Origin of the sequence: Chryseobacterium sp. CBSDS_008 (genome assembly GCF_049959325.1) — a bacterium.
Classification (GTDB): Bacteria; Bacteroidota; Bacteroidia; order Flavobacteriales; family Weeksellaceae; genus Chryseobacterium.
The window spans coordinates 642305-665553 of sequence record NZ_CP188202.1 but is presented as its reverse complement, the minus strand read 5'-3'; the positions used below and the strand labels follow the sequence as shown (position 1 = coordinate 665553).

General features: G+C 40.1%; 15 protein-coding genes. 3 read left to right on the top strand and 12 right to left on the bottom strand.

Annotation, left to right across the window (positions count from 1 at the left end; genetic code table 11):
- Window positions 1-50 precede the first annotated feature (50 nt).
- Window positions 51-923, bottom strand: a complete 873-nt coding sequence (locus ACP3T3_RS02825; protein WP_426478418.1) for an AraC family transcriptional regulator — start codon at window positions 921-923, stop codon at window positions 51-53.
- Window positions 924-1082: 159 nt separating this feature from the next.
- Here ACP3T3_RS02825 and ACP3T3_RS02820 point away from each other — a divergent pair, with 159 nt between their 5' ends.
- Window positions 1083-1679 (top strand): hypothetical protein, encoded by a 597-nt coding sequence (locus ACP3T3_RS02820; RefSeq protein ID WP_426478417.1) that lies wholly within the window; start codon window positions 1083-1085, stop codon window positions 1677-1679.
- Between the two features lie 124 nt (window positions 1680-1803).
- Here the strand turns inward: ACP3T3_RS02820 and ACP3T3_RS02815 are convergent, their stop codons facing one another.
- The 6 genes from ACP3T3_RS02815 to ACP3T3_RS02790 are packed head-to-tail and all read right to left on the bottom strand — an operon-like array spanning window position 1804 to window position 11765.
- The gene (locus ACP3T3_RS02815) at window positions 1804-3837 is read right to left on the bottom strand and encodes an alpha-glucuronidase (protein WP_426478416.1); all 2034 of its coding nucleotides are present in this window, start codon (window positions 3835-3837) and stop codon (window positions 1804-1806) included.
- A 28-nt stretch (window positions 3838-3865) separates the two neighbouring features.
- Complete coding sequence (locus tag ACP3T3_RS02810) at window positions 3866-4840, bottom strand: glycoside hydrolase family 43 protein (protein ID WP_426478415.1); 975 nt, start codon at window positions 4838-4840, stop codon at window positions 3866-3868.
- 20 nt (window positions 4841-4860) lie between these two features.
- Complete coding sequence (locus ACP3T3_RS02805; RefSeq protein WP_426478414.1) at window positions 4861-5970, bottom strand: endo-1,4-beta-xylanase; 1110 nt, start codon at window positions 5968-5970, stop codon at window positions 4861-4863.
- 10 nt (window positions 5971-5980) lie between these two features.
- The gene (locus tag ACP3T3_RS02800) at window positions 5981-7426 is read right to left on the bottom strand and encodes an MFS transporter (protein ID WP_426478413.1); all 1446 of its coding nucleotides are present in this window, start codon (window positions 7424-7426) and stop codon (window positions 5981-5983) included.
- Between the two features lie 25 nt (window positions 7427-7451).
- A complete protein-coding gene (locus ACP3T3_RS02795) occupies window positions 7452-9356 on the bottom strand; it encodes a sialate O-acetylesterase (RefSeq protein ID WP_426478412.1) in 1905 nt (634 codons plus the stop codon).
- Window positions 9357-9389: 33 nt separating this feature from the next.
- Window positions 9390-11765: a beta-L-arabinofuranosidase domain-containing protein gene (locus ACP3T3_RS02790; RefSeq protein ID WP_426478411.1), complete on the bottom strand. Its 2376-nt coding sequence runs from the start codon at window positions 11763-11765 to the stop codon at window positions 9390-9392.
- A gap of 518 nt (window positions 11766-12283) precedes the next feature.
- Between ACP3T3_RS02790 and ACP3T3_RS02785 the strand changes: the two genes are divergently transcribed.
- Together ACP3T3_RS02785 and ACP3T3_RS02780 are read left to right on the top strand one after the other, a co-directional pair.
- Window positions 12284-12970 (top strand): NUDIX hydrolase, encoded by a 687-nt coding sequence (locus tag ACP3T3_RS02785; protein ID WP_426478410.1) that lies wholly within the window; start codon window positions 12284-12286, stop codon window positions 12968-12970.
- 659 nt (window positions 12971-13629) lie between these two features.
- Window positions 13630-15354: an RICIN domain-containing protein gene (locus ACP3T3_RS02780; protein ID WP_426478409.1), complete on the top strand. Its 1725-nt coding sequence runs from the start codon at window positions 13630-13632 to the stop codon at window positions 15352-15354.
- Between the two features lie 900 nt (window positions 15355-16254).
- On the opposite strand, the gene ACP3T3_RS02775 is transcribed toward ACP3T3_RS02780, so the two are convergent.
- From ACP3T3_RS02775 to ACP3T3_RS02755, 5 genes are read right to left on the bottom strand one after another with little or no spacing between them, the layout of a single operon-like run.
- Complete coding sequence (locus ACP3T3_RS02775) at window positions 16255-17982, bottom strand: sodium:solute symporter family transporter (RefSeq protein ID WP_426478408.1); 1728 nt, start codon at window positions 17980-17982, stop codon at window positions 16255-16257.
- Window positions 17983-17985: 3 nt separating this feature from the next.
- A complete protein-coding gene (locus ACP3T3_RS02770; RefSeq protein ID WP_426478407.1) occupies window positions 17986-19143 on the bottom strand; it encodes an aldose epimerase family protein in 1158 nt (385 codons plus the stop codon).
- A gap of 27 nt (window positions 19144-19170) precedes the next feature.
- Window positions 19171-20667 carry an L-arabinose isomerase gene (gene araA, locus ACP3T3_RS02765; protein WP_426478406.1) on the bottom strand — a complete coding sequence of 499 codons (1497 nt, stop codon included), beginning with the start codon at window positions 20665-20667 and terminating at the stop codon, window positions 19171-19173.
- A gap of 51 nt (window positions 20668-20718) precedes the next feature.
- A complete protein-coding gene (locus tag ACP3T3_RS02760; protein ID WP_426478405.1) occupies window positions 20719-21417 on the bottom strand; it encodes an L-ribulose-5-phosphate 4-epimerase in 699 nt (232 codons plus the stop codon).
- Window positions 21418-21451: 34 nt separating this feature from the next.
- Window positions 21452-23152, bottom strand: coding sequence for a ribulokinase (locus tag ACP3T3_RS02755; protein WP_426478404.1), 1701 nt, complete (start codon window positions 23150-23152; stop codon window positions 21452-21454).
- Between the last annotated feature and the right edge of the window lie 97 nt (window positions 23153-23249).

Here is a 23249-nt window from a genome sequence, read left to right as displayed (position 1 = left end):
ATTTTGATAAATCGGCTTTTACCCAAAATATTTTCAAATTTCCGGCCAATTTATTCTATGAAATAATTAAATTCTTTTCTGTATTGAGAAGGGCTTTTTCCTATATATTCTTTAAAAGTCTTATTAAAATAGCTGAAATTATTGAACCCGGATTCAAAACAGACTTCCGTAATGCTTAAAGGCTGTTCAGCAAGAAGCTTAAGCGCATGGGTAATCCTGTATTCATTGACAAAGCGGGTAAACGTTTTATTGGTGATTTTTTTAAAATAACGGCAGAAAGACGGAACTTTCATATGGGCGAGATCAGCCATTTCTTCCAGAGTGATGTCCTCTTTGAAATGGTCTTTAACATAATTAAAAATGAGATTAATCCTTTCATTATCCTCAATCTGGGTCTGAAGATAGTATTTTCCGGCATTTAAAATCCTGTAATCTTCAGTAAGTGCCAGCTCATCCAATATATTCAGCAGCCTGCACAGCTTATCTAAAGAGGAAGCATCGTGCATCTCAACAATTTTTTTTCCGACTGCTTTCTTCACTTCTTCGCCAAATACGATTCCTGCCTTTGATTTTTCAAGCAAAGCAGTGATCCGTTGCATTTCCGGTATGCTCCAGATGTTTTCTCCTAAAAAATCCGGCTTAAACTGGATCACCATTTCGTAATCGTTATGGGTATTTTCATTGGTAAGCCCGCAATGCGGAAGATTGCTTCCGATGAGAACAAGATCACCCTCTGAAAAATAAGAAATACTGCTTCCTATCTGTCTTTTTCCGGATCCCCTGCAGACAAAAATCAATTCAATTTCAGGGTGGTAATGCCAGACATGGGATTTTATATTCTCATTGGTGAAAAATTTCAGGCTCGTAAAACTACTTCCTATGCCAGGCCGTATAGCTTCAAAGGAAGGATGCAGATGTTTCATAGACTAAAATAAATACATTAATACACAAAATTAACAAATAATATATTAATAAAACAAAAATTAGGTTAATTTAGAACATATATATGAAAATTTCATTGTAGCCTGGCCGACGTTACTGTTTTAGATTTGCAGTATCAAACATTCTAAAAGCCTTAACCCATGAGCACATTATTAAAAGCCGTATTTTTTGCAGGAGCCTTATTGTTTTCAGCAAATGTAATGAGTAAGGACAGAGATTTTTCCCTTTCCTTTGGAAACGTACAGGACAAAACACTGAACTTTGAGCTTTCAAATGCTAAAAGTGTCTCTGTTTTTGTCTATAACACCGCACATGACGAGCTGTTTTTCGAAAACCTTGCAGATGGAGACCATGTGACCAAGACTTATGACTTTCAGAGCTTTACGCCTGGGACCTATTATCTGGTAGCAGAATCAGAAGTAAAGATCGAAAAATACAAGATAAAAATTAATGCTGATAATGTAATGGAAGTGGAAAAAACACCTGTAAGTGCTGTCCATAAGCCTGAATATACTATTTCCGGACATATGGCAAAGCTTCACATGTCTGATGTAAAAGGACCTGTAAGCATTTCAGTATATGACCTTTCCAATACAACATATTATACTTCGAACAAAAAATATGATGACGGCAAAGTGGATATCACTTTTGATCTTGACCCCAAAACGGCAGATCAATACATCATCCAGGTTGAAGAAAACGGAAATGTTTTTAATAAGATAATTTCTCTCCGATAAAACGGAATATACAGATAGATTGACATATCGATCAGTCCAAATTATTTTGGATTAAAATTTTACTTACAGTTTATTGTTTTGAGGCAGCTCCATTTCCGGTCAGGAAAAAGAGCTGCCTCAATTTTTAATTGTGATGGCCCATGTTCAGTTTAATCTTCTTCAGATCTTCCAGTTCGTGAACAGGACGTTCTATATCATAAGGTATAGGTTTTTTGGAAAAAGTCTGGAAATACAGCAGGCAGGCATCTTTCCACCATACCGCATCTTTTGACTGAATTCTGAGCTTTGACTGAACATCGGCAAACCTCTGTTTGTCTATATAAGGTTCCATCCTATCCCATGTTTTCTGATAATCCCTTACCTTTTTTACTCCTGAATCATACGTATAACACAGCTCATCCCATAGTGTTTTTCCGTCTTTCATTGTATAATCCCACGGAACGTGATGAAACCATAAAATAAGGTTTTCAGGACAGGATGAGATATTTCCATACCTTTCATTAAGCGGCGGAAAATACTGTGAAACAGCATTACTTCCTGTTTTTGTCCTGTCAAAACCTAGCCCTTTAGCATCAGCCTGATGGTAATAGACAGGTGACCAGTCCGGTCTTCCGCCTTTATAATCTCCCCACGGTTCAGGGCCGTAGTGATGACCTCCTGCAAAGATGTGGTGCAGTCCTAAAGGCATCATATAGTCAACAGCGGTTTCCCTGGATGAAAGCATGATCTCTTTTACCGGATTCAGAAAGTTCTGATCGTCTGTGAAGGTCATTTTAATCCATTCATCTGCAATCTGTTCTGAACTCAGTTGATGGTTCCATGCTAATCTGCCGAATGCATACCAGTTGGCCTGTGCAAAATGATGTCCGGTCCAGTTCGTATCTTCCCCGATATTGGCAACGGCTGAAATGGCTGTCATTTTTGCAGGTCTTAAGGTGCCGTCTGTAATTTTAGCAATGGTGGATCCCTGGCCATCAGAATAAGTATCGCTGTCCAGTGTTTCCTTGAATAAAGGAGCCAGAAAAACGAGATGATTTGAAAAGCCCAGATATTCCTGGGTGATCTGAAACTCTACCATTTCAGAAGTCTTTTTTAAAGCACCAAAAAGAGGGTTAAACGCTTCGCGGGGCTGAAAATCAACAGGTCCGTTTTTAATCTGAATGATCACATTATCCCTGAATTTACCATCCAGAGGAACAAACTCCAGATAAGCCTGTTTGGCCCTGTCGTCTTTGCTTGGACTGTAGACAAAGGCTCTCCACATCACAATCCCGTTGTAGGGTTTCAGGGCATCTGCCATCATATTGGCTCCGTCTGCATGGGTTCTTCCGTAATCCTGAGGTCCCGGCTGGCCTTCGGAATTGGCTTTCACCAAAAATCCGCCGAAATCAGGAATCAATTTGTAAATTTCAGTAGCTTTATCTTTCCACCATTTTTGTACGTCTTTATTCAACGGATCTGAATTTTGTAATCCGCCCAGCACTTTGGGTGAAGAAAAATTCACGGAAAGATATACCTTGATGCCATAAGGTCTGAAAATATCTGCCAGAACCCTTACTTTTTTAAGATAGTCTTCCCTAAGCATATTGGGAGATGCATTCACATTGTTCAAAACAACGGAATTGATTCCTACAGAAGCATTGGCTCTTGCATATTCTTGGTAACGTGGAGAAATTTTTCCAGGTAAGTCTTCCCATTTCCAAAGGGATCTTCCGGCATATCCTCTTTCAATGCTTCCGTCGAGATTGTCCCAATGATCCAGAACTCTTACATCGTATGATGGTTTTTCTACCGTATTCAAATGAGACAGGTCGGCTTTTGTCTGCTGTAATCTTAAAATATGATAGACTCCATACAACAGTCCTATTTCTTTGCCCGCAGAAATAACAATTTTTTCAGGCGTGGAAACAATCCTGTAACCGTCTTTCAGATTTTTCTCTTTGTTTTCGGTACGAAGTTCCACCGTTTGTCCCTGCCAATGGCTGCTCAGCTCTTTTCTGACAATAGTAAGTGTTGGACTACTGCCTTTGGAAATAATTTTATCTGCCGATATTCCGTTTTTTGCAGGAAACCGAAGCCAGAGCTGACTTCCATCCTCCGCGAAAATCAATAACGGAATCATCAGAAAAAAAAGGGTATAGAGTCTCAGATATCGCATTGAAAAATTTTAAATTATTAAAGATGGCTTATGACTGGTCATCAAGACCTTCAATCGTTTTGATTTTACCTTCGTTATCATATTCCAGTTCAATCACTTTCATACTTCTCAGCCATGTTTTACCGCCACTCGGCACAGAATCATGGAAAAACAGATACCATTTCCCTTTGAATTCCACAATGCTGTGATGGGTAGTCCACCCTACCACCGGAGTAAGAATTTCACCCTGAAAAGTAAACGGACCATAAGGATTATCTCCGGTTGCATAACAAATCAGGTGCGTGTCTCCTGTTGAATAAGAAAAATAATATTTACCATTGTACTGATGCATCCAGGAAGCTTCAAAAAAGCGGTGCTTATCACCATGAAGCAGTGGTTTCCCGTTTTCATCAATGATGACAACATCTTTAGGAGCTTCGGCAAATTCAAGCATATCATCACTCAGCAGAGCCACCTTTGAGTGGATTGCAGGTTCATCATTTTCGGGAATTACAGCAGATTCAAGTGCTTTATTATCTCTGTAGCGCTGTAATTGTCCGCCCCAAATTCCTCCGAAATACATATAATATTTTCCTTTATCTTCAAAAATGCACGGATCGATGCTATAACTGCCCATTATCGGATGTTTTTCAGGGATGAAAGGACCGTAAGGTTTCTCACTTACGGCAACGCCTATTCTGAAGATATCATTCTGATCCTTCAAGGGAAAGTACATATAATACTTCCCGTCTTTGAAAGCAACATCGCAATCCCAAAGCTGTCTTCCCGCCCATGGAATATCTTTTACCGAAAGTATCACACCATGATCTTTAATTTCTCCGCTGTCTACATCATCCATTGAAAAGACATGATAATCATTCATATCGAAGTGATCTCCGTTATCGTTTTCTTCAATTCCGCTTTCGCGGTCGTGAGAAGGATAGATATAGATTTTATCCTCAAAAACGTGAACGGAAGGGTCTGCCATATAATCTTCCGGGAATAAATATTTTGATTTTTTCATTAGTAAAAATTCTATTGATTTTAATTTTTCTCTGCCAGCTTTATTATTTTTTGTACCACAGGTTTCTCCTGGTCTTTCCTGTCAAAAAGTAACGGGTAATCTGTTCTTCCTTTCACCGGGAAATCATTTTTCCAGGATTGTTTGTCGGTAACACCCCATAAGGTTACTCTTCTTATTTTATCTTTATGTTGTAAGAACAAACCAAAGAAATCAAGATAACGTTTTTCCCACTTCATTTCTACTTCCCTGGGAAGACCTTTGGTATAAGGATTCATTTCTTTCTGGTAGGCAACGGTATCTGAAACATTGGCAGAGCTTCCCCATGGAGAAGGCAACGCGCTAATTTCCAGCTCTGTTATATTGACTTTAACACCGGCATTGGAATAATCTACAATTGCTTTTTCATATTCATCCATAGAAGGGTTATCCATTCCGACGTGTGACTGCATTCCCACCCCATCAATGCGGATTCCTCTTGATTTAAGTTTTTCAACCATTGTAATGATTGCTTTTACCTTTTCAGGATACCATTCATTATAATCGTTATAATATAGTTCTGCATTGGGATCCGCTTCCTGCGCATACTGAAATGCCAAAGGAATAAAATCTTCACCCAGGATTTCGTAAAATTTACTTTTTCTATAAGATCCGTCTTCAAGAATGGCTTCATTTACCACGTCCCAACCTTTTACTTTTCCTTTGTAACGTGAAACTACTGTTGTAATGTGGTTTTTCATGCGTTGTTTCAATACTTCCGGAGAAACATCCTTTCCGTTACTGTCTGAAAAAAACCATTTTGGCAGCTGGGAATGCCAGATTAACGTATGTCCGATGATGAACATATTATTCTTTATCCCGAAATCAACAAATTTATCGGCATCAACAAAGAAGAACTTTCCTTCCTGAGGCTGCAGGAACATAGATTTCATACAGTTTTCAGCAACAATAGAGCTGAATTGTTTTTTGATAATCGCCGCTGCTTTCTGATCTGTACCGTCAATCTGGGGAAGACTCATGGCAGTTCCGATATAGAATTTATCCTGAAATGCTTTTTTTAAAGTACCGTCAGGCTTCTGTGCCGACAGCCCGGAAGCGGTAAGAGCCGCCAAACCCATTAAAATACGTTTCATATTGTTAGTTTTATTTTCTTCTTTCAGCCAGATCTTTTTCAATCTGAACTTCCATTTTTTTGTTGATTTTATACAATAAAAGCAGTCCGCAGGCAATGAAAAACGGAATGGACGGGAAAATACTCACAAGCATTTTAGCCCCTGCTGCCACCGTTTCAGGCTGAATCACCTGCTCATTTCCATGTACAGAAATGTATCCGTATTTTCCTATGATCAAAGCTACCAGAGAGCTTCCGATACTAAGACCAACTTTCAATCCTACCATCATGGCAGAGAAAATAATGGCCGTTGCCCTGCGGTTGTTCTTCCATTCCGAATAGTCGGCCACATCAGCAATCATAGCCCATAAAAGCGGTGTGCTGATTCCATAAAAAAGTCCGTGTAAAATCTGTGACAGGAACATAATTCCCACTGCTTTCGGAGGATACAATATAAAAGACAGGATAAACAAGGTAGAAATGAATAATGAGGCAATAAAAGTATCCCTTTTTCCAAACCGGTCCGCCAGTTTTTTAGAGAAGGTAATCCCGACGATCATCATCACAATTCCTCCTGCATTGAACAATCCGAATCCTGCAGACTTTGGATCTTCCCCGAAGAAATTCATCCCTGCAGAATTAAAAAATGCTGTAATAGGTGAAATAAAATTTTTGAGGGCATTTTCATCCACATAGTTGTTAAAATAATATACATAAGATCCGCCTTTCATGGCCAGCGTGATAAATATAAATGCAGTCACCGTCAGCATAATAATCCATGGTCTGTTCTGGAATAAATCTTTTAAATCCTCTTTCAGACTTGACTTCTGCTCCGGCTTGGGAATGATTCTTTCTTTGGTGGTAAAAAAGGTGATCAGCAGCATTACAGATCCAATCACAGCCAGCCATGTCATAACGGTCTCAATTCCCTGTGCCTTGTCTCCATGTCCTACATATAAAATGATAGGAAGCATAAATACCTGTACAAAGAACTGTGCAAACATTACTGCTACAAAACGGTATGAAGAAATACTGTTTCTTTCTCCCATATCTCCCGTGATAACACCGCTCAAAGCAGCATACGGTAAGTTATTGGATGCGTATAATAACAATAATAACGAGTAGGTAACCGCAGCGTAAATCATCTTGCCCTGATAGGAAAAGTGAGGCGTGCTGAAAGCCAAAAGTGCCGCAATACCAAGGGGTACAGCAGTAAATAAAATCCATGGACGGAATTTCCCCCAGCGAGAGCTTGTACGGTCTGCCAGCGCTCCAATGAGCGGGTTAAAGCCAAACCCGGCAATTAAACCTACGGTAAGGGTGATGACAGAGGCATCCTCTGCTTTGAGTCCATAAATATCTGTATAAAAATAGGTCAGGTAGGTGACTAAGGTCTGAAAAACAAGGTTGGCCGCCAGATCTCCCAGGCTATACCCCACTTTCTCTACTACCGATATTTTTTGCGGTTGATTATCCATTGATTTTGATAAGGTTCTATGTTAATTAATTTTTTTCTGTTGTAAAAGGTGAAGCTGGAAGCCCGCTTTTGTTTTTAAGATTCCCATCAGGGTTATCTGCCCAGTCATAACGTACATTGACAGGATTATCTATCTGATCATTCCATACAATAACCTTATTACCTTTTGCTTGTGCTTTTGCCCATTGGTAGCTGCCATCTTTCTGCTGTATGGCAAAACCTTTCAGTTCTCCCTGTACCAGGTCATCCGTTCCAGGTTTAAAGGATAGAATAATGGTATTCCCTTCTGTTTTCATCGACTGATAAACGGGTCCGTCAGCTATGATTTTTTTGCCTTCTCCGATTTTCAGGGCCTGTAAAGCCAACCTGTCTCCTACTGTTTTTTTATTAAGCGGATGAATGTCATTCCATTCTCCCACATCAATCGTTACTGCAAGGCCTGTATAAGGAACATTCAGGGAAACCTGTCTCTGCTGTTCTCTCAGCTCAGCCCAGTTGCTTTCAAGAGGTTCATCTTTTTTCTCCATGAAGTTAGCCAGCTGTACAATGAAAAACGGCAGATCATTCCTGTTCCATTTGGAGCGCCAGTCGGAGATCATTGTCGACAGCAAATCTCCGTATTCTTTTGGTTTTCCTGTATTGCTTTCGCCCTGGTACCAGATAAATCCTTTGATTTTATAATTGATCAGCGGATTAATCATGGCATTGTAAAGCCCTACCGGTTTCCAGCGGATAAATGTTTGTCCGGGAGCCATTTTTTCCATTTTGGCTCCTATTTTATATTTCCACTCGCCTTCAAGGTCTGTTTTTTGTCCGTCGATTTCAAGGTAATAAGGTTTATCAGCGATAAACTGCCCTTTTCCGCTGCCATTGATGACTCTTACTGTAATAATATTCTTTCCTTCTTTTAAAACACCTTTCGGGATGTCGTACCAGCGTGGCGGATATTCGTAGGTTACATTTCCTACTTTAATTCCATTGATATAAGTAATATCGGCATCTTTTATCCTTCCCAGATTGAGAAATGCTGTTTTCTGGTCTGCTCCTTTAGGCAGGATAATTTCTTTACGAAACCATACCGAACCGTCGAACGGACCTTCCTGATCCTCCCATGATCCTGGAACCATCATAGTTTTCCATCCGGAATCATTGGCGTTGTCTTTTTCCCAATGTTGATTTAATCCGATATCACTTTGATCAAGCTCCTCGTACCATGCTTTGCTTAATGATCTTTCCTGGGATTCTGTAGATTGTATCAGGTCATCATTTTTCCATTTTTCTGCTTCAGCCAGATATTCCGGATACTTTTTTAAAGACTTTTCATCCATCCAGGCCTGAACCGGAGATCCTCCCAGGCTGGTATGAATAATTCCTACAGGAACTTTATTTTTTTCATTCAGTTCTTTGGCAAAGAAATAAGCAACCCCTGAAAAATCAAGAATGGTCTGAGGATTGGTACTTTCCCACTTTCCTCCGTCAAGATCATTTTGCGGAGCTTTAAAATTGTATTTCTGCGGAACCGTGAAGAATCTTATATTCTGATTATTGGCGTTTTTAATTTCATTTTCATAAAGAGGCGTCAGCCTGCGCATCGGAAGTTCCATATTGGATTGTCCTGAAGCTACCCAAACATCACCAATAAGAATATCCTTAAGAGTGATCTCATTAATCGTCATGATAAACGGCCCTCCGGGTTGAAGTTTAGGAAGCATAAAGGCCCAGTTTCCACTTTGGTCTGCTGTGGCGTTATACATTTTATTGATAAACTTAATTGTAACTTTTTCTCCTGCATCGGCATATCCCCAGATTTTCAGATCCTGATTCCTCTGAAGAATCATTCCGTCTGAAATCAAAGCAGGCAGCCTTACTTTTGCATCAAAACTGCAAATGGCTGCAAGAAAAAACAATAAGTATAGGATTCTGTTTTTCATGGGAAAAAGTCTGTTTTTAAAATTGTTTCAGTTTTATTTCTTTTCGTAATTATCTGTCAGTAAACGAACTTCAATGATCTTAGCGGTCATCAATTTTTCTTCTGCCAGGAATTTTACGGTAAGATTTTCTTTGTTCTTTTCTGAATCCGGTATCGGAACGACCAGATATTGAGGTGAACTTCCGGACTTTCCTTCCAGATTTTGGGTAATGATTTTTTTACCGTTGATCTCAATATTCAGCGTACGGCTGGTATTGGCATCAAAATAAAGCAGATAAAGGAATGAAGCATTTTTTCCGTTATTTTTCAACTGGTAACTGAACCAGCCTTTGGCATCACGGAAATGGCGGTCTTCCATATATCCTGTGCCGGAATCTTTGCTTTCTATAAAATGATCTGATTCCGGCTGCTGTTCGCCCAGCTGGATCTTATCTGTGGTGATCATATCCAGTTTCCTGGTTTCCTCTTCTTCTTTTGCCCTTTGCTTCAGCATATTTTCTATTCCGTTTTTATCAGCTTGCGGCCAATACAATATATATCTTTCTGCCTGAATACTGTAAAACGGCACAAGATCTAGACCTTTCCCGAATTTTTCAGACGGGTAAAGTCCTGTAACGGCAAAGTTGAGCGGTCCATTGTTGGAAGGCTTAACATGATTGACAACTTCTGAAGAATTTCCAAGGATAACGGGAATTTCGTTTAAAGGAATCTGCGGACCGTGAGCAATATGGCCTCCTCTGCTATCGTCCGCAAGAAGTCCCTGCTGGTTTTCGGTTCCATAAGTTGCGGCAAGCACTACAGGTCCATATTTAAATGCATAATAATTGGAGCGGTCAGGCAGCTGTTCTGCTGAAAGATGCATCGGTAAAATCATTTTTACAACATCTCCTTTTTTCCATTTTTTAGTCAGGGTAAAATAGCCGTCGGAACTGTGCTGTACTTTTTCCTGTTTTCCGTTGATCAGAATTTTTACTTCCGAAGGTGTGGTCCATTCCGGGCATCTCAGTTTTACATCAAATTCTGATTTTCCTGCAGCATCGAAAATCAATGTTGTTTCAGGAACTTCCGGAAAGTTATTGACCTGACGAAGTACTACTTTTTGCTGTTTCCATGTCAGTGTGGAAGGGATAAATAAATTCACATATAGATCCTTATCTGATTGTGCATAAATCATTTCCCCATATTTGGCATGATTTTCCATTCCGGACCCTACACAGCACCAGAAGCTGGTCTGAGGTTGTGAATAGACCCGGTAATGCCCGGGACGCATCGGGGTAAAATAGACAAAACCTCCCTGATCATGATTTTCCGTGGAAAGGATATGATTGTATAATGCTTTTTCATAATAATCTATATAGTAAGATTCAGGCATTGTTGCATAAAGCTCTTTGGTCAGCTTCAGCATATTATAGGTATTACAGGTTTCCGGGCCTTCAATACTTTTGATCATACTGCTGAAATCATTCACAGGGTTAAAATGCTCACTGACGCTATTTCCCCCGATAACAGATGACCTTTTCTCTGTAATATTATGCCAGAAAAAATCAGCAGCATTGCTCCAGGATGTATTATTTTCAAGATCGGCAATACGTTTGTAGCCGATTACTTTTGGAATCTGTGTATTGGCATGGAGGCCTGTAAGCTTGTCTTCTCCTGCCAAAAGAGGGGTAAGAATTGCCTGATGGGAGAAGCGGTGAGCCAGTTTCAGATATTTCTGGTCATGGGTAATATCATAAACATCAGCAAAAACTTCGTTGAGACCTCCATGTTCACTGCGCAGCATATCCTGTATCTGTTCATCAGAAAGGTCTGAAACTTCATTTGTCATCCAATCTGTAAGCCTTATAAGCATTGTCTTTGCTTTTTCATTTTTTGCATACCACCAGGCATCGCGTAATCCTGCATACAGTTTATGAATATTATACAAAGGTACCCACCGGTCATTCAAACCGAATCCTGAAGCACGTATGTTTCCCTGTTTTATTTCTTTCCAGATCTTTTTTCCATCGGGAATCCCTGAAATGTATCCGTCCGGAGAGGTATTCTGGCAGCGTTCCAGTTCACTGATCATATAATCAATTCTCTGTTTTATTGAGCTATCTCCTGTAGAGGCGTACATCAGGGATAATGCGGAAATATAATGTCCACCTATGTGGCCGTCCAGCCCTGTATTTTCCCAATTAGGATAATTATCTGCCTTGGGCTTCAGTCCGGCTTCTTTAAGATAAGGAGCCAATAATCTGTCCGGCTCCATCGCCATGAGATATTTCCTGTCAGCCATCATGGTTTTATTAAAAATACTCTCTGATAACTTTACAGTTTCCAAAGGGAAATAATGAATTTTCTTCTTTACCTGAGCTGAAGTAAATGAAGCAAAACACAATAAAAGAACTGAAAGTTTTGGGATCATAGATAAATGTTAATTTAACATTTCTAAAATAATGGAAAGAATCAATATATGAAACATTTTTGGAGCCTGCTTCGGTCATTTCTTTATTTAAAATCTTTCATAACGCCTTAAAAGCAACAAAAAACACAATACCTTATCATAAAAAATAAGATAATCAACTCACAGAAAAACAAGACTTTTAAACCGTACGATTCTCTATGAAAATGGATTAAGAATATATTGAGATAAAAATGTCAATGATATCACCAATACCTTATCGTATTTTTAACGTTAAGCTATTTTACTTAATCATTATCAATCAAAAACTTGATTTTAACACAATTTTAACATTCAATTCATATACGTTTAACCTGATTTCAGTGATATTTTCACTTTTGGACAGCTGTTTCGCCTCCCGAAATAGGACCAAAGAGTAATTTTATAAAAAATAAATGCTCTATATATTAAAAAGTGTGCAAATCACATTTATGTAAAAATTGTATCTATAAAAGCTTTACCTTTGTATTAAAATATAAAAGATGACTGAGGATTACTCCCAATATCCCAAACACCTTGTCGCTGTTGACTGTATCATTTTCGGTTTTGACGGTGAAAATCTTAAAATCCTTTTAGTAAAAAGAAATTTTGAACCACAGAGGGGCGAATGGTCGCTGATGGGTGGCTTCATTGGCAGTGACGAGACCTCTGATGAGGCAGCCAACAGAGTTCTGTTTACATTGACCGGTCTTGAAAACATCTATCTTGAGCAGCTGAAATGCTACACGGAAATTAAGCGTGAGCCGACGGCCAGAATCATGTCGATCTCTTACTATGCACTGATCAATATTGAAAAAGATATTAAGATCAATGAGCAATACAGCGCAGAATGGGTTGAGCTTCAGAAAGCACCTGTCCTTATTTTTGATCACAATGACATGGTAAAAGATGCAGTAGCCAGGCTGAGAAGAAGAGCTTCCACCGGACCTATAGGTTTTGAGCTTCTTCCTGAAAAATTCACGATGAAAGACCTACAGAATCTTTATGAAGCCATTTTTGATGAAAAATTTGATAAACGGAATTTTACGAGCAAGATCAATAGTATGGATATCCTTGTCAATACCAATAAAAAAGACATGACCTCCTCCAGAAAAGGGTCTTTCCTTTACCGCTTTGACGAAAAAAAATACAACAAAAAAATCTCCAGGGGATTTATGTTTAAGATCTAATATAAACAGCCTGTATAATTTGAGGAAAACTTTGTAGAAAATTAACAGTTTGTAGTTGTAAAAGATTCTGCATAGCCTTATTAAAATCTCACTTTTGTGAGATTTTTTTTGTGTTCTTATCGAAAATTTCATGCAAACCAAACAGTTCTTTCGTCTTTTTTCAGAACTATTGTAATAAAAATATATGATAAGGTTTTTTCTTTTCCCCTACCACACAAAGCATTATAATTATATGATTCACAATTACATTTATGATATGTAATTTTTTGTTAATTTTTAATAAAACATTGATTTATATTTAACATTATATGTATTTTTATATAAAACTAATAACCATATTTAACAATATCTCAAATTTTAATAAACCCCATACTTACATACGTGAGAACCAGAAAAAGAGAAGAAAAAGATTTTCAAATCGGAAACTGAATAGAAATGGTTCCATTGTTCTACCGAAACCAGTGCTGAAGAATTAGATAAAGAAGGCCGGGAGACAAACAGGTTAGTCGGCTTAATAGAATATAACCACAATTCTTATTCAAACCTAGCGTCAATAAATTAAAAAATTTTACTTATCTGCCCAATACTCCTGTGCAGGGTTAGGGAATCAAGATATTGATGGCTAAAAACTAAAACCAAACCCTTTAAATATATCAATTATGAAAACAAACAAAATGTGGCTACTTCTAGCCTCTCTTCTGTTAATCATCCTTTCAAGCTGCTCCCGGATAGAAGAAAAATTTTTACAAGAAGAATCTGAACAAAACCTAAGTGCCAGCGCTAGCGCAAGAGCATTGGCAGCAACACCAATGCTGCATGTTGGAGGCAAATACCTTAAAGATCCCTGTGACAACAATGTTGTCTTACATGGTGTTGCCATAACTCCCAGTCCCTGGTTCAATGGCTGTCAGTATGGTGCCAATTCCGGCTACTGTACCTGGGACAATTACAATGTTCAGGGAGCTCTGAACTATAACAAAGCAGTTATAGACAAGCTCAGCAGCGCCGCCGATGGCTGGTATCTCAATTACATTCGCCTTCACATCGATCCGTATTGGACTAATAATCCCGGTCCGGCCATCCCAGAGAACGATATCTCCAGATTCAGTTATAACCGTTTGGTAACTTATACGGATCAGGTGATCATCCCACTGATCAACCATGCCCGAAGCCTGGGAATGTATGTCATCCTACGTCCACCAGGCGTATGTCCAAATCGTATTGCTGTGAACGATGCCTATCATAGCTATCTTAAAACCGTATGGACCTTTTTGTCTCAGCATCCGGGTTTAAAAAATGCCGATAATGTGATGTTCGAATTAGCGAATGAACCTGTTGAGATCCTGGGGACTAATGGTACTTGGGGCAGTGTAGGAAATGAACATTTTGCAGCGCTTAAAAATTTCTTTCAGCCGTTGGTTAATATCATCCGTAACAATGGAGCCAATAACGTTTGCTGGATTCCGGGTACAGGCTGGCAATCTCATTATCAGGGGTATGTCAATAACCCGGTCACTGGGGGTAATATTGGCTACGCTGTTCACATCTATCCTGGTTACTGGGGAGGTGTCAACAATTATCAAGCCTTTCAGAATGCATGGAATATCAATGTTAAACCTATTGCAGATATAGCACCAATCGCCATTACTGAGACCGATTGGGCACCTCAGGGATATGGTACCTTCGGTATCGGTACAACAGGTACGGCAGGCGGAAGCGGATTTGGCGCCAATTTAAAATATATCGTGGATCAGTCGGGCAATGTAAGCTGGAATGTTCTTGCCCCGGATAATCTCCTCCACAAAGGTGATCCTAATGCAGGAACAGCCTACAACAACGATTGGGAAGCCTGCGCCGCACCAGTTAAACAGTGGTTCCAGCAATATGCATCCTCCAATTATCCTGTTGGAAACTGTAATACAAACAGTAGCCTGGTCAACAATGGTATTTACGAGATCGAGTTTCAAACCGATGCCAATAAAGTACTTGATCTGAAATCAGGCGAAGATGCCAATGGCGCAGTGTTAAGACCATGGACAAGAAATGGTGCTGCTGCACAGCGGTGGGTTGCCATTGATGCGGGCAATGGATACTGGCGTTTTGTGTCTAAAGCCAGCACAACAAATCGTTGCATTGATCTGGCCAGTAACAGCAATACACTGGGAACTTCAATCAGGCTTTGGCAGAACTATGGTAATGATGCACAGGCCTGGCAGGTAGTTGCTGTCTCCAATGGTTACTACAAAATTCTATCAAAGGTGGATGCGACCCGCGGTTGGGATATTCCCAGCTGTACCATGGACGGTAATTCAAACTTACACCTTTGGGATTATTACGGTACATCCTGCCAATTGTTCAAATTCAAATATATTGGGATGAACTGATATCAATAAAAAATAGGATGCCTTTCAGCATCCTATTTTTTTATATGTGAAAAGTCAATTTTGCTCCGCAAGTCAATGGTGAATTCTAAATTGACAAGTGAAACGGATTCACTATTGACCATTCACTTCTGTCATGCACTACATTTATCTTTTATGTGAAAAGTCAATTTTATTCGCAAGTCAATGGTGAATTTCTAAATTGACAAGTGAAACGGATTCACTATTGACCATTCACTTCTGTCATGCACTACATTTATCTTTTATGTGAAAAGTCAATTTTATTCGCAAATCAATGATGAATTTCTAAATTGACAAGTGAAACGGATTCACTATTGACCATTCACTCCTGTCATGCACTACATTTATCTTTTATGTGAAAAGTCAATTTTATTCGCAAGTCAATGGTGAATTCCAAATTGACAAGTGAAACGGATTCACTATTGACCATTCACTTCTGTCATGCACTACATTTATCTTTTATGTGAAAAGTCAATTTTATTCGCAAATCAATGGTGAATTCCAAATTGACAAGTGAAACGGATTCACTATTGACCATTCACTTCTGTCATGTACTACATTTATCTTTTATGTGAAAAGTCAATTTTATTCGCAAGTCAATGGTGAATTCCAAATTGACAAGTGAAACGGATTCACTATTGACCATTCACTTCTGTCATGTACTACATTTATCTTTTATGTGAAAAGTCAATTTTATTCGCAAATCAATGATGAATTTCTAAATTGACAAGTGAAACGGATTCACTATTGACCATTCACTTCTGTCATGCACTACATTTATCTTTTATGTGAAAAGTCAATTTTATTCGCAAATCAATGGTGAATTTCTAAATTGACAAGTGAAACGGATTCACTATTGACCCTTCACTTTTATCATATATTCTACCAAAACCTCACATACAAAGCGGTCAGTAAAAGCAGCGTCACCACGATCAAAACTAAAGTTCTGTTGTCCACTTTAAACATCGTCACATCAATGGCAAATGCTTTAGGGTTTATCTTCGGACCTGCGAGGCTGATCAGGATCATAGCAATTATTGTGATAAAGAATGACCATCCCATATTGATCAGGAAAGGAATTTCGGTAATAGTATGGACTACTCCATTTTCCAGCTTTTCATAAGTGAAAGCTGTGTACATCCATGTCTCTTTCCCGAAAATTTCTACGGCAAAGCTGTTGAAGAAGATCGCAAGGACAAAGCCTAAGATAACTCCTACCAAGGCCGCTGTACCAGTCGTTCTTTTCCAGAACATTCCCAGAAGGAACATGGCAAAAACTCCAGGACTGATAAAACCTGTATATTTCTGGATAAATGTGAACCCTCCTTCACCACCAATTCCTAAAACATCTGTCCAGGTAAAGGCCAGTGCAGCCATCATGGCGATAATGATCACCCATCTTCCGGTTCTCACCATCTGGATTTCGGTGGCATCTGTTTTAAGGTATTTCTTATAGATATCCAAAGTGAAAATGGTTGAGATACTGTTCACTTTCCCTGCCAGCGAGGCTACAATCGCTGCCGTCAACGCTGCAATGGCCAATCCTTTAAGCCCAACAGGTAAAAATCCCAATATTGCAGAATACGCTCCGTCTTTCACTCCGTTGAATCCCGGAAGATGTCCTTTGGAATATAAAACGTAAGCCGCAATTCCCGGAAGCATTACAATCACAGGCATGAACAGTTTCAGAAAACCGGCAAATAAAATTCCGGTTCTTGCCGTCTTCAAGTCTGCCCCCAAAGCTCTTTGGGTAATATACTGATTACAGCCCCAATAGTTCAGATTGACAATCCACTGACCGGCAAAATACATGGCCAGACCTGGCAACACCACATATTTCTGTACTTCCAGGTTCTGAGGCATTGCCAACGTGGTAGTTGTAGTGGTTGGTTTTTGAAGAATCAGCTTAAAATGCTGCGGAGCTTCATTGATCAGGGTATTGAATCCTGCCAGCGCATTTCCTACAGCTGCTCCGTTGATTCTCTGATCCACAATCTGCAGTGCCATATAAACGGTTGCAAAACCTCCGATAATTAGAACAGCCACTTGTATAACGTCTGTATATCCAATTACTTTCATACCACCGAGACCGATCAGAAGGGCCATAAGCAAAAGACCAATCATAATACCGTGAAGATGTTCTCCACCCAGTAAAGTATCGATAGCAAGAGCACCAAGGTAAAGGATGGAAGTAAGATTCACGATAACATACAGAAACAGCCAGAATACCGCCATGATCAGCGATACGGATTTATTATACCTTCTTTCCAGAAACTGGGGCATGGTATAGATCTTGTTTTTAAGGTAGATCGGAATAAACCAGACCGCAATGATGATCAGTGCAAGGGCAGCAATCCACTCATAAGCGGCAACAGCAATTCCGACAAAGAAACCTTCACCACTCATCCCGATAAACTGTTCGGCGGAGATATTGGAAGCGATTAAGCTGGCTCCGATAGCCCACCAGGTCAAAGAACCTTCCGCCAGAAAATAATCTTTACTTCCTGTAGACTCAGATTTTTTCTTTTTATAGATCCATAATCCGTAGGAAGCTACCACTACAAAATAGATCAGGAATATAATGATATCAATAGTTGCTAATTTTCCCATAGTTTACTTTTTAACGGAGAATTTATAGATTGTTTTAGACTTGTATTTCTGTCCGGGCTTCAGCTCTGTGGAAGGAAAAGAAGGCTGGTTGGGTGAATCCGGGAAATGTTGTGTTTCTAAGCAGAATCCCGTTCTGAATTCATTTTTACCACCGGTTTTGGTATCGAACTTTCCGTCAAGAAAATTTCCGGAGTAAAACTGCACACCGGGTTCATCTGTGAAGACCTCCATCAGTCTTCCTGTTCCCTGGTGATACACTTTAGCGATACTTCTTAGTCCTTTTCCATTCAAAATCCAGTTATGGTCATATCCTTTTCCTTTTTTCAGCTGATCATCGTCTGCACCGATATCTTTTCCGATCGGTTTTGAAACCGTGAAATCAAAGGGAGTTCCTTTTACTGATTTCTGCTCGCCGGTAGGAATCAGAGTTTCATTTACAGGTAAAAACTTATCTGCATTGATCTGCAGTTCATGGTCTGTAATCGTTTTTGTAAAATTCCCGGAAAGGTTAAAATAAGAATGCTGGGTAAGATTCACCACTGTGGGCTTATCGGTTTCTGCTTCATAGGAAATTTCCAAAGCATTATCATCTGTAAGGGTGTAGAAAACAGTTGTTGTCAGTTTTCCCGGATATCCTTCTTCACCGTCTGCACTGGTATAAGATAATTTCAATGTCGGAAATTTTGCATCTTTTACCTGCTCAATATTCCAGAACCTGGTATGAAATCCTTCTTTTCCTCCGTGAAGGCTGTTGGGACCGTCATTTTTATTAATTTCATATGTTTTACCTTCCAGCGAGAATTTCGCGTTGGCAATTCTGTTGCCATACCTTCCGATCAAAGCACCGAAATAGTAAGGATTGCCCTCAAAATATCCTTCAGGTTTTGTAAAGCCAAGGACTACATCCTCGTATTTCCCATTTCTGTCTGGGGCAGTTAAAGAAGTGATAATTCCGCCGAAGTTGATGACCTCAACTTTCATCCCGTTTTTATTGGCTAAAGCGTATTTTTTAATAGAATCGCCTTTTGGCGTAACTCCGTAGTCTGATGTTTGAACATGTTCCATTTTTCCTGAAATATCCTGTTTATTATTTTCTTTTTTGCAGCCGAAAATAATTAAAAATAATAAAATAAAAATGCCATTATGTGTTGCTTTTTTCATAATTATTTACATATTTTTTACAATTAACTAACGATAATACATTTCATTCCAACGAAGTGTATTTTTAAAGTCACGCATTCTGGTATCTTCATCAATGACTAATGATTCAATTCCTGCTATGTCAGCAAAATCTTCCAGCTGTTCTGCCGAAATATTTTCACTGTAACATGTATGATGTGCACCACCTGCCAGTATCCAGGCTTCTGCAGCGGTATATAAATCAGGCAGCGGCTTCCATAAAACTCTTGCTACCGGAAGCTTTGGCAGTTCTTCTGTAATTTCTAATGCCCTGGTTTTGTTGATCAGCAGCCTGAAATGGTTTCCAAAGTCCATCAGGGCAGCGTTCAGGGAATCAATATTTCCTCTGGAGTTAAAAACAAGACGAACGGGATCTGCTTTCCCTCCTATTCCCAACGGATGAATCTCACATGAAGGTTTCCCGGCTGCCAGAACAGGATCTACTTCCAGCATGTGAGAACCTAAAATGGAAGGATTGGAAGGATCCAGATGATAGGTGTAATCTTCCATAAAGGCATTTCCCCCCTCAAGGCCCTGCCCCATTGTTTTCATGGCACGTACCAATGCCGCGGTTTTCCAGTCTCCTTCGCCTGCAAATCCGTATCCTTTCTGCATCAGGCGCTGTACTGCAATTCCCGGCAGCTGTTCCAGCCCGTGAAGGTCTTCAAAGGTATCTGAAAATCCTTTAAATCCTCCGTCTTTTAAAAACTTTTCAAGCCCTAATTCAATTTTTGCCGCAGTGTGCAGTGAACTTCTGTTAGCTCCTCCTTCCAACAGGGATGCTGCCATATGGTAAGAAGATTCATATTCTTCCATCAGGCTTTTTATTTCTCCTTCACTTACAGAATTGATAACTCCTACAAGATCACCGATCCCCCAGGTATTCACTGAAAAACCGAACTGTGTTTCAGCTTCCACTTTATCACCATCTGTAACGGCTACAAATCGCATATTATCTCCGAAGCGTGCAAATTTAGCTCCCTGCCAGTCGTCCCATCCGGCAGCAACACGGCTCCAGTCACCGATCTGTTTCTGAACTCTTTCTTCTGACCAGTGCCCTACCACTACTTTTCTGTTCTTTCGGAGCCTGCTTACCATAAAACCGAATTCACGGTCTCCATGAGCGGCCTGATTGAGATTCATAAAATCCATGTCCATGGTAGACCACGGAATATCTCTGTTGAACTGGGTATGCAGATGCAGAAGAGGTTTCTGTAAAATTTTCAATCCTCTGATCCACATTTTAGCGGGTGAAAAGGTATGCATCCAGGTAATCACCCCTATACAGTTTTCTGCATGATTGGCGGCTGCAATGGTTTCAAATATCTCTTCGGTGGTTTTTACCGTTGGCTTTACAATGACTTTTACCGGAATGAAAGAAGATTTTTCAAGTTCTGCCACCATTTTTTGTGAGTGGTCTGCTACCTGAGCCAGTGTTTCAGGTCCGTATAAATGCTGACTTCCTGTGATGAACCAGACTTCTTTGGTATTGAGAGGTGTTAACATAATTTTGTTGATCGTTAATAGTTGTTTATGTTGAAGTGTTTAGTGTTTAAATTACTGTCCGTAATAGGCATTCCTGCCGTGTTTACGTTCATAATGTTTTTTGATGAGTGAGTCTTTCAGACGTTCTGCATCAGGATTAATCTGTCTGGTGAGATACGCCATTTCGGCAATGGTCTCCAGTACTTTACTGTTGTAAACTGCCTTCTCTGCATTTTTCCCCCAGGTAAACGGACCGTGATTGCCGATCAGAACCATTTCTACTTCTTCGGGTGAGAGTTTTTTTTCTTTAAAACAATCCAGAATCTGTATTCCTGTATTGTATTCGTAGTTTCCTTCAATCAGCTCATCCCGCATAGGCGGAGCGCAGGGAATATCTGTCGTAAGATGATCTGCATGGGTGGTTCCGAAAACAGGAATATCCATTTGTGCCTGTGCCCACGCCACGGAATAGATGGCATGAGTGTGTGAAATTCCACCGATATTTTCCCAGTTTTTATAGAGGTATGCATGGGTTTTGGTGTCAGAAGAAGGTCTGAGCTTTCCTTCAATGACATTCGCGTCAAAGTCCAAAATCACCATATCTTCCGGCTTTAAAATATCATAGGGAACACCGCTTGGTTTAATGGCAAAAATGCCCTTATCGCGGTCCACAGCGCTTACATTCCCAAAGGTATAGACCACCAGCTTCAGGGCATCAAGCTGCATATTGGCTTCATAACATTCTCTTTGGAGTTCTTTATAGGTATTCATTTTGAGTATCATTCAAAAGGTTAATATTCAATAATCAGGAGTTCTGAAGTTCTTTCCTGTTGTTTTTCAGTTTGGTATTATATTCTACAAAATCAGCAAGCTTCTGGTATTGCTGCATTAGTTCTCTGTAGTGCTGTACTTCTTCCGCTTTCGGCTGGTATTCCGCTTCAAATCCGGAGCCCATTTTCTGGCTTGCTTCCTGAACGGTCGGATAAATTCCTGCTGACACGGCCGCATAAACAGCAGCCCCTAAAGCAGGAGTCTGGTCCGAAGCAGCCACAACAATCGGCATATCCAGAACATTAGCGAGGGTCTGCATGATAAACGGCGATTTCCTTGCTACTCCTCCGATTCCGATCACTTTATTGATTTTCACACCTTCCTCTTCAAAACGGTCAACGATCTTTTTAGCTCCAAAGCAAATAGCATTGACCAAAGCTTTGAAAATATGGGGAGCTTTTGTTCCCAAAGAAAGCTGGCTGATGGCTGCCTTAAGTTCCTGGTCTGCATCCGGTGTTCTTCTTCCGTTGATCCAGTCCAATGCAATCGGAACGGTATCTGAAAGGGGAATTTTTTCTGCTTCAAGGGTCAATTTTCTGATAAGTCCTGCCTCCATTTCTTCTGCAAGCTTTGTCTTCTGCTCATCTGAAATACTTTCCGACTGCATCATCACCTGGTGAACCGGCCACATCAGGATATCTTTATACCATGCCAGCACATCTCCAAAGGCGGACTGCCCGGCTTCAAGCCCTATCAGTCCGGGAATCACAGAGCCATCAACCTGTCCGCAGATTCCTTTTACGGTTGTATCCCCAATGGCTTCCCGTGAGGCTACCATAATATCACAGGTAGAAGTTCCCATGATCCTGATCAGTGTATTTTCTTCCACCCTTGCTCCCACGGCTCCTGAATGAGCATCAAAAGTTCCTACGGTAATAATCGTTTTGGTGGTAAGACCGGTTTTTGCGGCCCATTCTTCATTCAGATAGCCTGCAATTTCATCTGAAGTATAGGTTTCACGGTATAATCTTCCTCTGAGCGCTCCCAGAGAAGGGTCGAGCCTGTTGAGAAATTCTTCGGAAGGCAGTCCGTCCCATGAGTCATGCCACATGGCTTTGTGGCCGGCAGCACAACGGCTTCTTTTAAAGGTAGCCAGATCTTTATGATCTGATAAAAGAAAGGTCAGATAATCACAGTGTTCCATCCAGGTGTACGCAGCATTTTTTACTGCTGCATCTGCTCTGCTGATATGCAGTATTTTAGCCCAGAACCATTCTGAAGAGTAAATACCGCCTTCATATTTTGTATAATCTTCACCACCCCAGGTTCTTGCAAGGGTATTGATTTCTTCGGCTTCCCGGATAGCGGTATGGTCTTTCCATAAAACCATCATGGCATTGGGATTTTCTTCAAATCCCGGAACCATTGCCAGGGCTACGCCTTCACTTGTTACAGGCAGTGGTGAAGAGCCTGTAGTATCAATACAAATACTAACGATCTGCTCCGGTGGTATCCTGCTTTCCCGTACTACTTCTGAAATAGTCTTTTCCAATCCTTCCATATGATCTGAAGGATGCTGTCTGAAACTGTTGGCTGAGGGATTACAAAATTTACCTTCCTTCCATCTCTGGTAGTAGCTGACTGAAGAAGTTATTTCGGAACCGTTTTCAGTATCAATAAGGACAGCCCGTACGGAATCTGTACCATAGTCCAGCCCGATAACATATTTTTTCATGGCGGTGAAACGTTTTTGATGATTGAGATTTTAAATTCTCCTGATGAGATAAAAACAAATATAAGATTCTATTTTAAATAAATGTAAAAAACACACT

Excerpts from the sequence above, each read along its gene's own strand:
- ACP3T3_RS02825 (WP_426478418.1), bottom strand. The coding sequence starts at position 923 with ATGAAACATCTGCATCCTTCCTTTGAAGCTATACGGCCTGGCATAGGA.
- ACP3T3_RS02820 (WP_426478417.1), top strand. The coding sequence starts at position 1,083 with ATGAGCACATTATTAAAAGCCGTATTTTTTGCAGGAGCCTTATTGTTT.
- ACP3T3_RS02815 (WP_426478416.1), bottom strand. The coding sequence starts at position 3,837 with ATGCGATATCTGAGACTCTATACCCTTTTTTTTCTGATGATTCCGTTA.
- ACP3T3_RS02810 (WP_426478415.1), bottom strand. The coding sequence starts at position 4,840 with ATGAAAAAATCAAAATATTTATTCCCGGAAGATTATATGGCAGACCCT.
- ACP3T3_RS02805 (WP_426478414.1), bottom strand. The coding sequence starts at position 5,970 with ATGAAACGTATTTTAATGGGTTTGGCGGCTCTTACCGCTTCCGGGCTG.
- ACP3T3_RS02800 (WP_426478413.1), bottom strand. The coding sequence starts at position 7,426 with ATGGATAATCAACCGCAAAAAATATCGGTAGTAGAGAAAGTGGGGTAT.
- ACP3T3_RS02795 (WP_426478412.1), bottom strand. The coding sequence starts at position 9,356 with ATGAAAAACAGAATCCTATACTTATTGTTTTTTCTTGCAGCCATTTGC.
- ACP3T3_RS02790 (WP_426478411.1), bottom strand. The coding sequence starts at position 11,765 with ATGATCCCAAAACTTTCAGTTCTTTTATTGTGTTTTGCTTCATTTACT.
- ACP3T3_RS02785 (WP_426478410.1), top strand. The coding sequence starts at position 12,284 with ATGACTGAGGATTACTCCCAATATCCCAAACACCTTGTCGCTGTTGAC.
- ACP3T3_RS02780 (WP_426478409.1), top strand. The coding sequence starts at position 13,630 with ATGAAAACAAACAAAATGTGGCTACTTCTAGCCTCTCTTCTGTTAATC.
- ACP3T3_RS02775 (WP_426478408.1), bottom strand. The coding sequence starts at position 17,982 with ATGGGAAAATTAGCAACTATTGATATCATTATATTCCTGATCTATTTT.
- ACP3T3_RS02770 (WP_426478407.1), bottom strand. The coding sequence starts at position 19,143 with ATGAAAAAAGCAACACATAATGGCATTTTTATTTTATTATTTTTAATT.
- araA (WP_426478406.1), bottom strand. The coding sequence starts at position 20,667 with ATGTTAACACCTCTCAATACCAAAGAAGTCTGGTTCATCACAGGAAGT.
- ACP3T3_RS02760 (WP_426478405.1), bottom strand. The coding sequence starts at position 21,417 with ATGAATACCTATAAAGAACTCCAAAGAGAATGTTATGAAGCCAATATG.
- ACP3T3_RS02755 (WP_426478404.1), bottom strand. The coding sequence starts at position 23,152 with ATGAAAAAATATGTTATCGGGCTGGACTATGGTACAGATTCCGTACGG.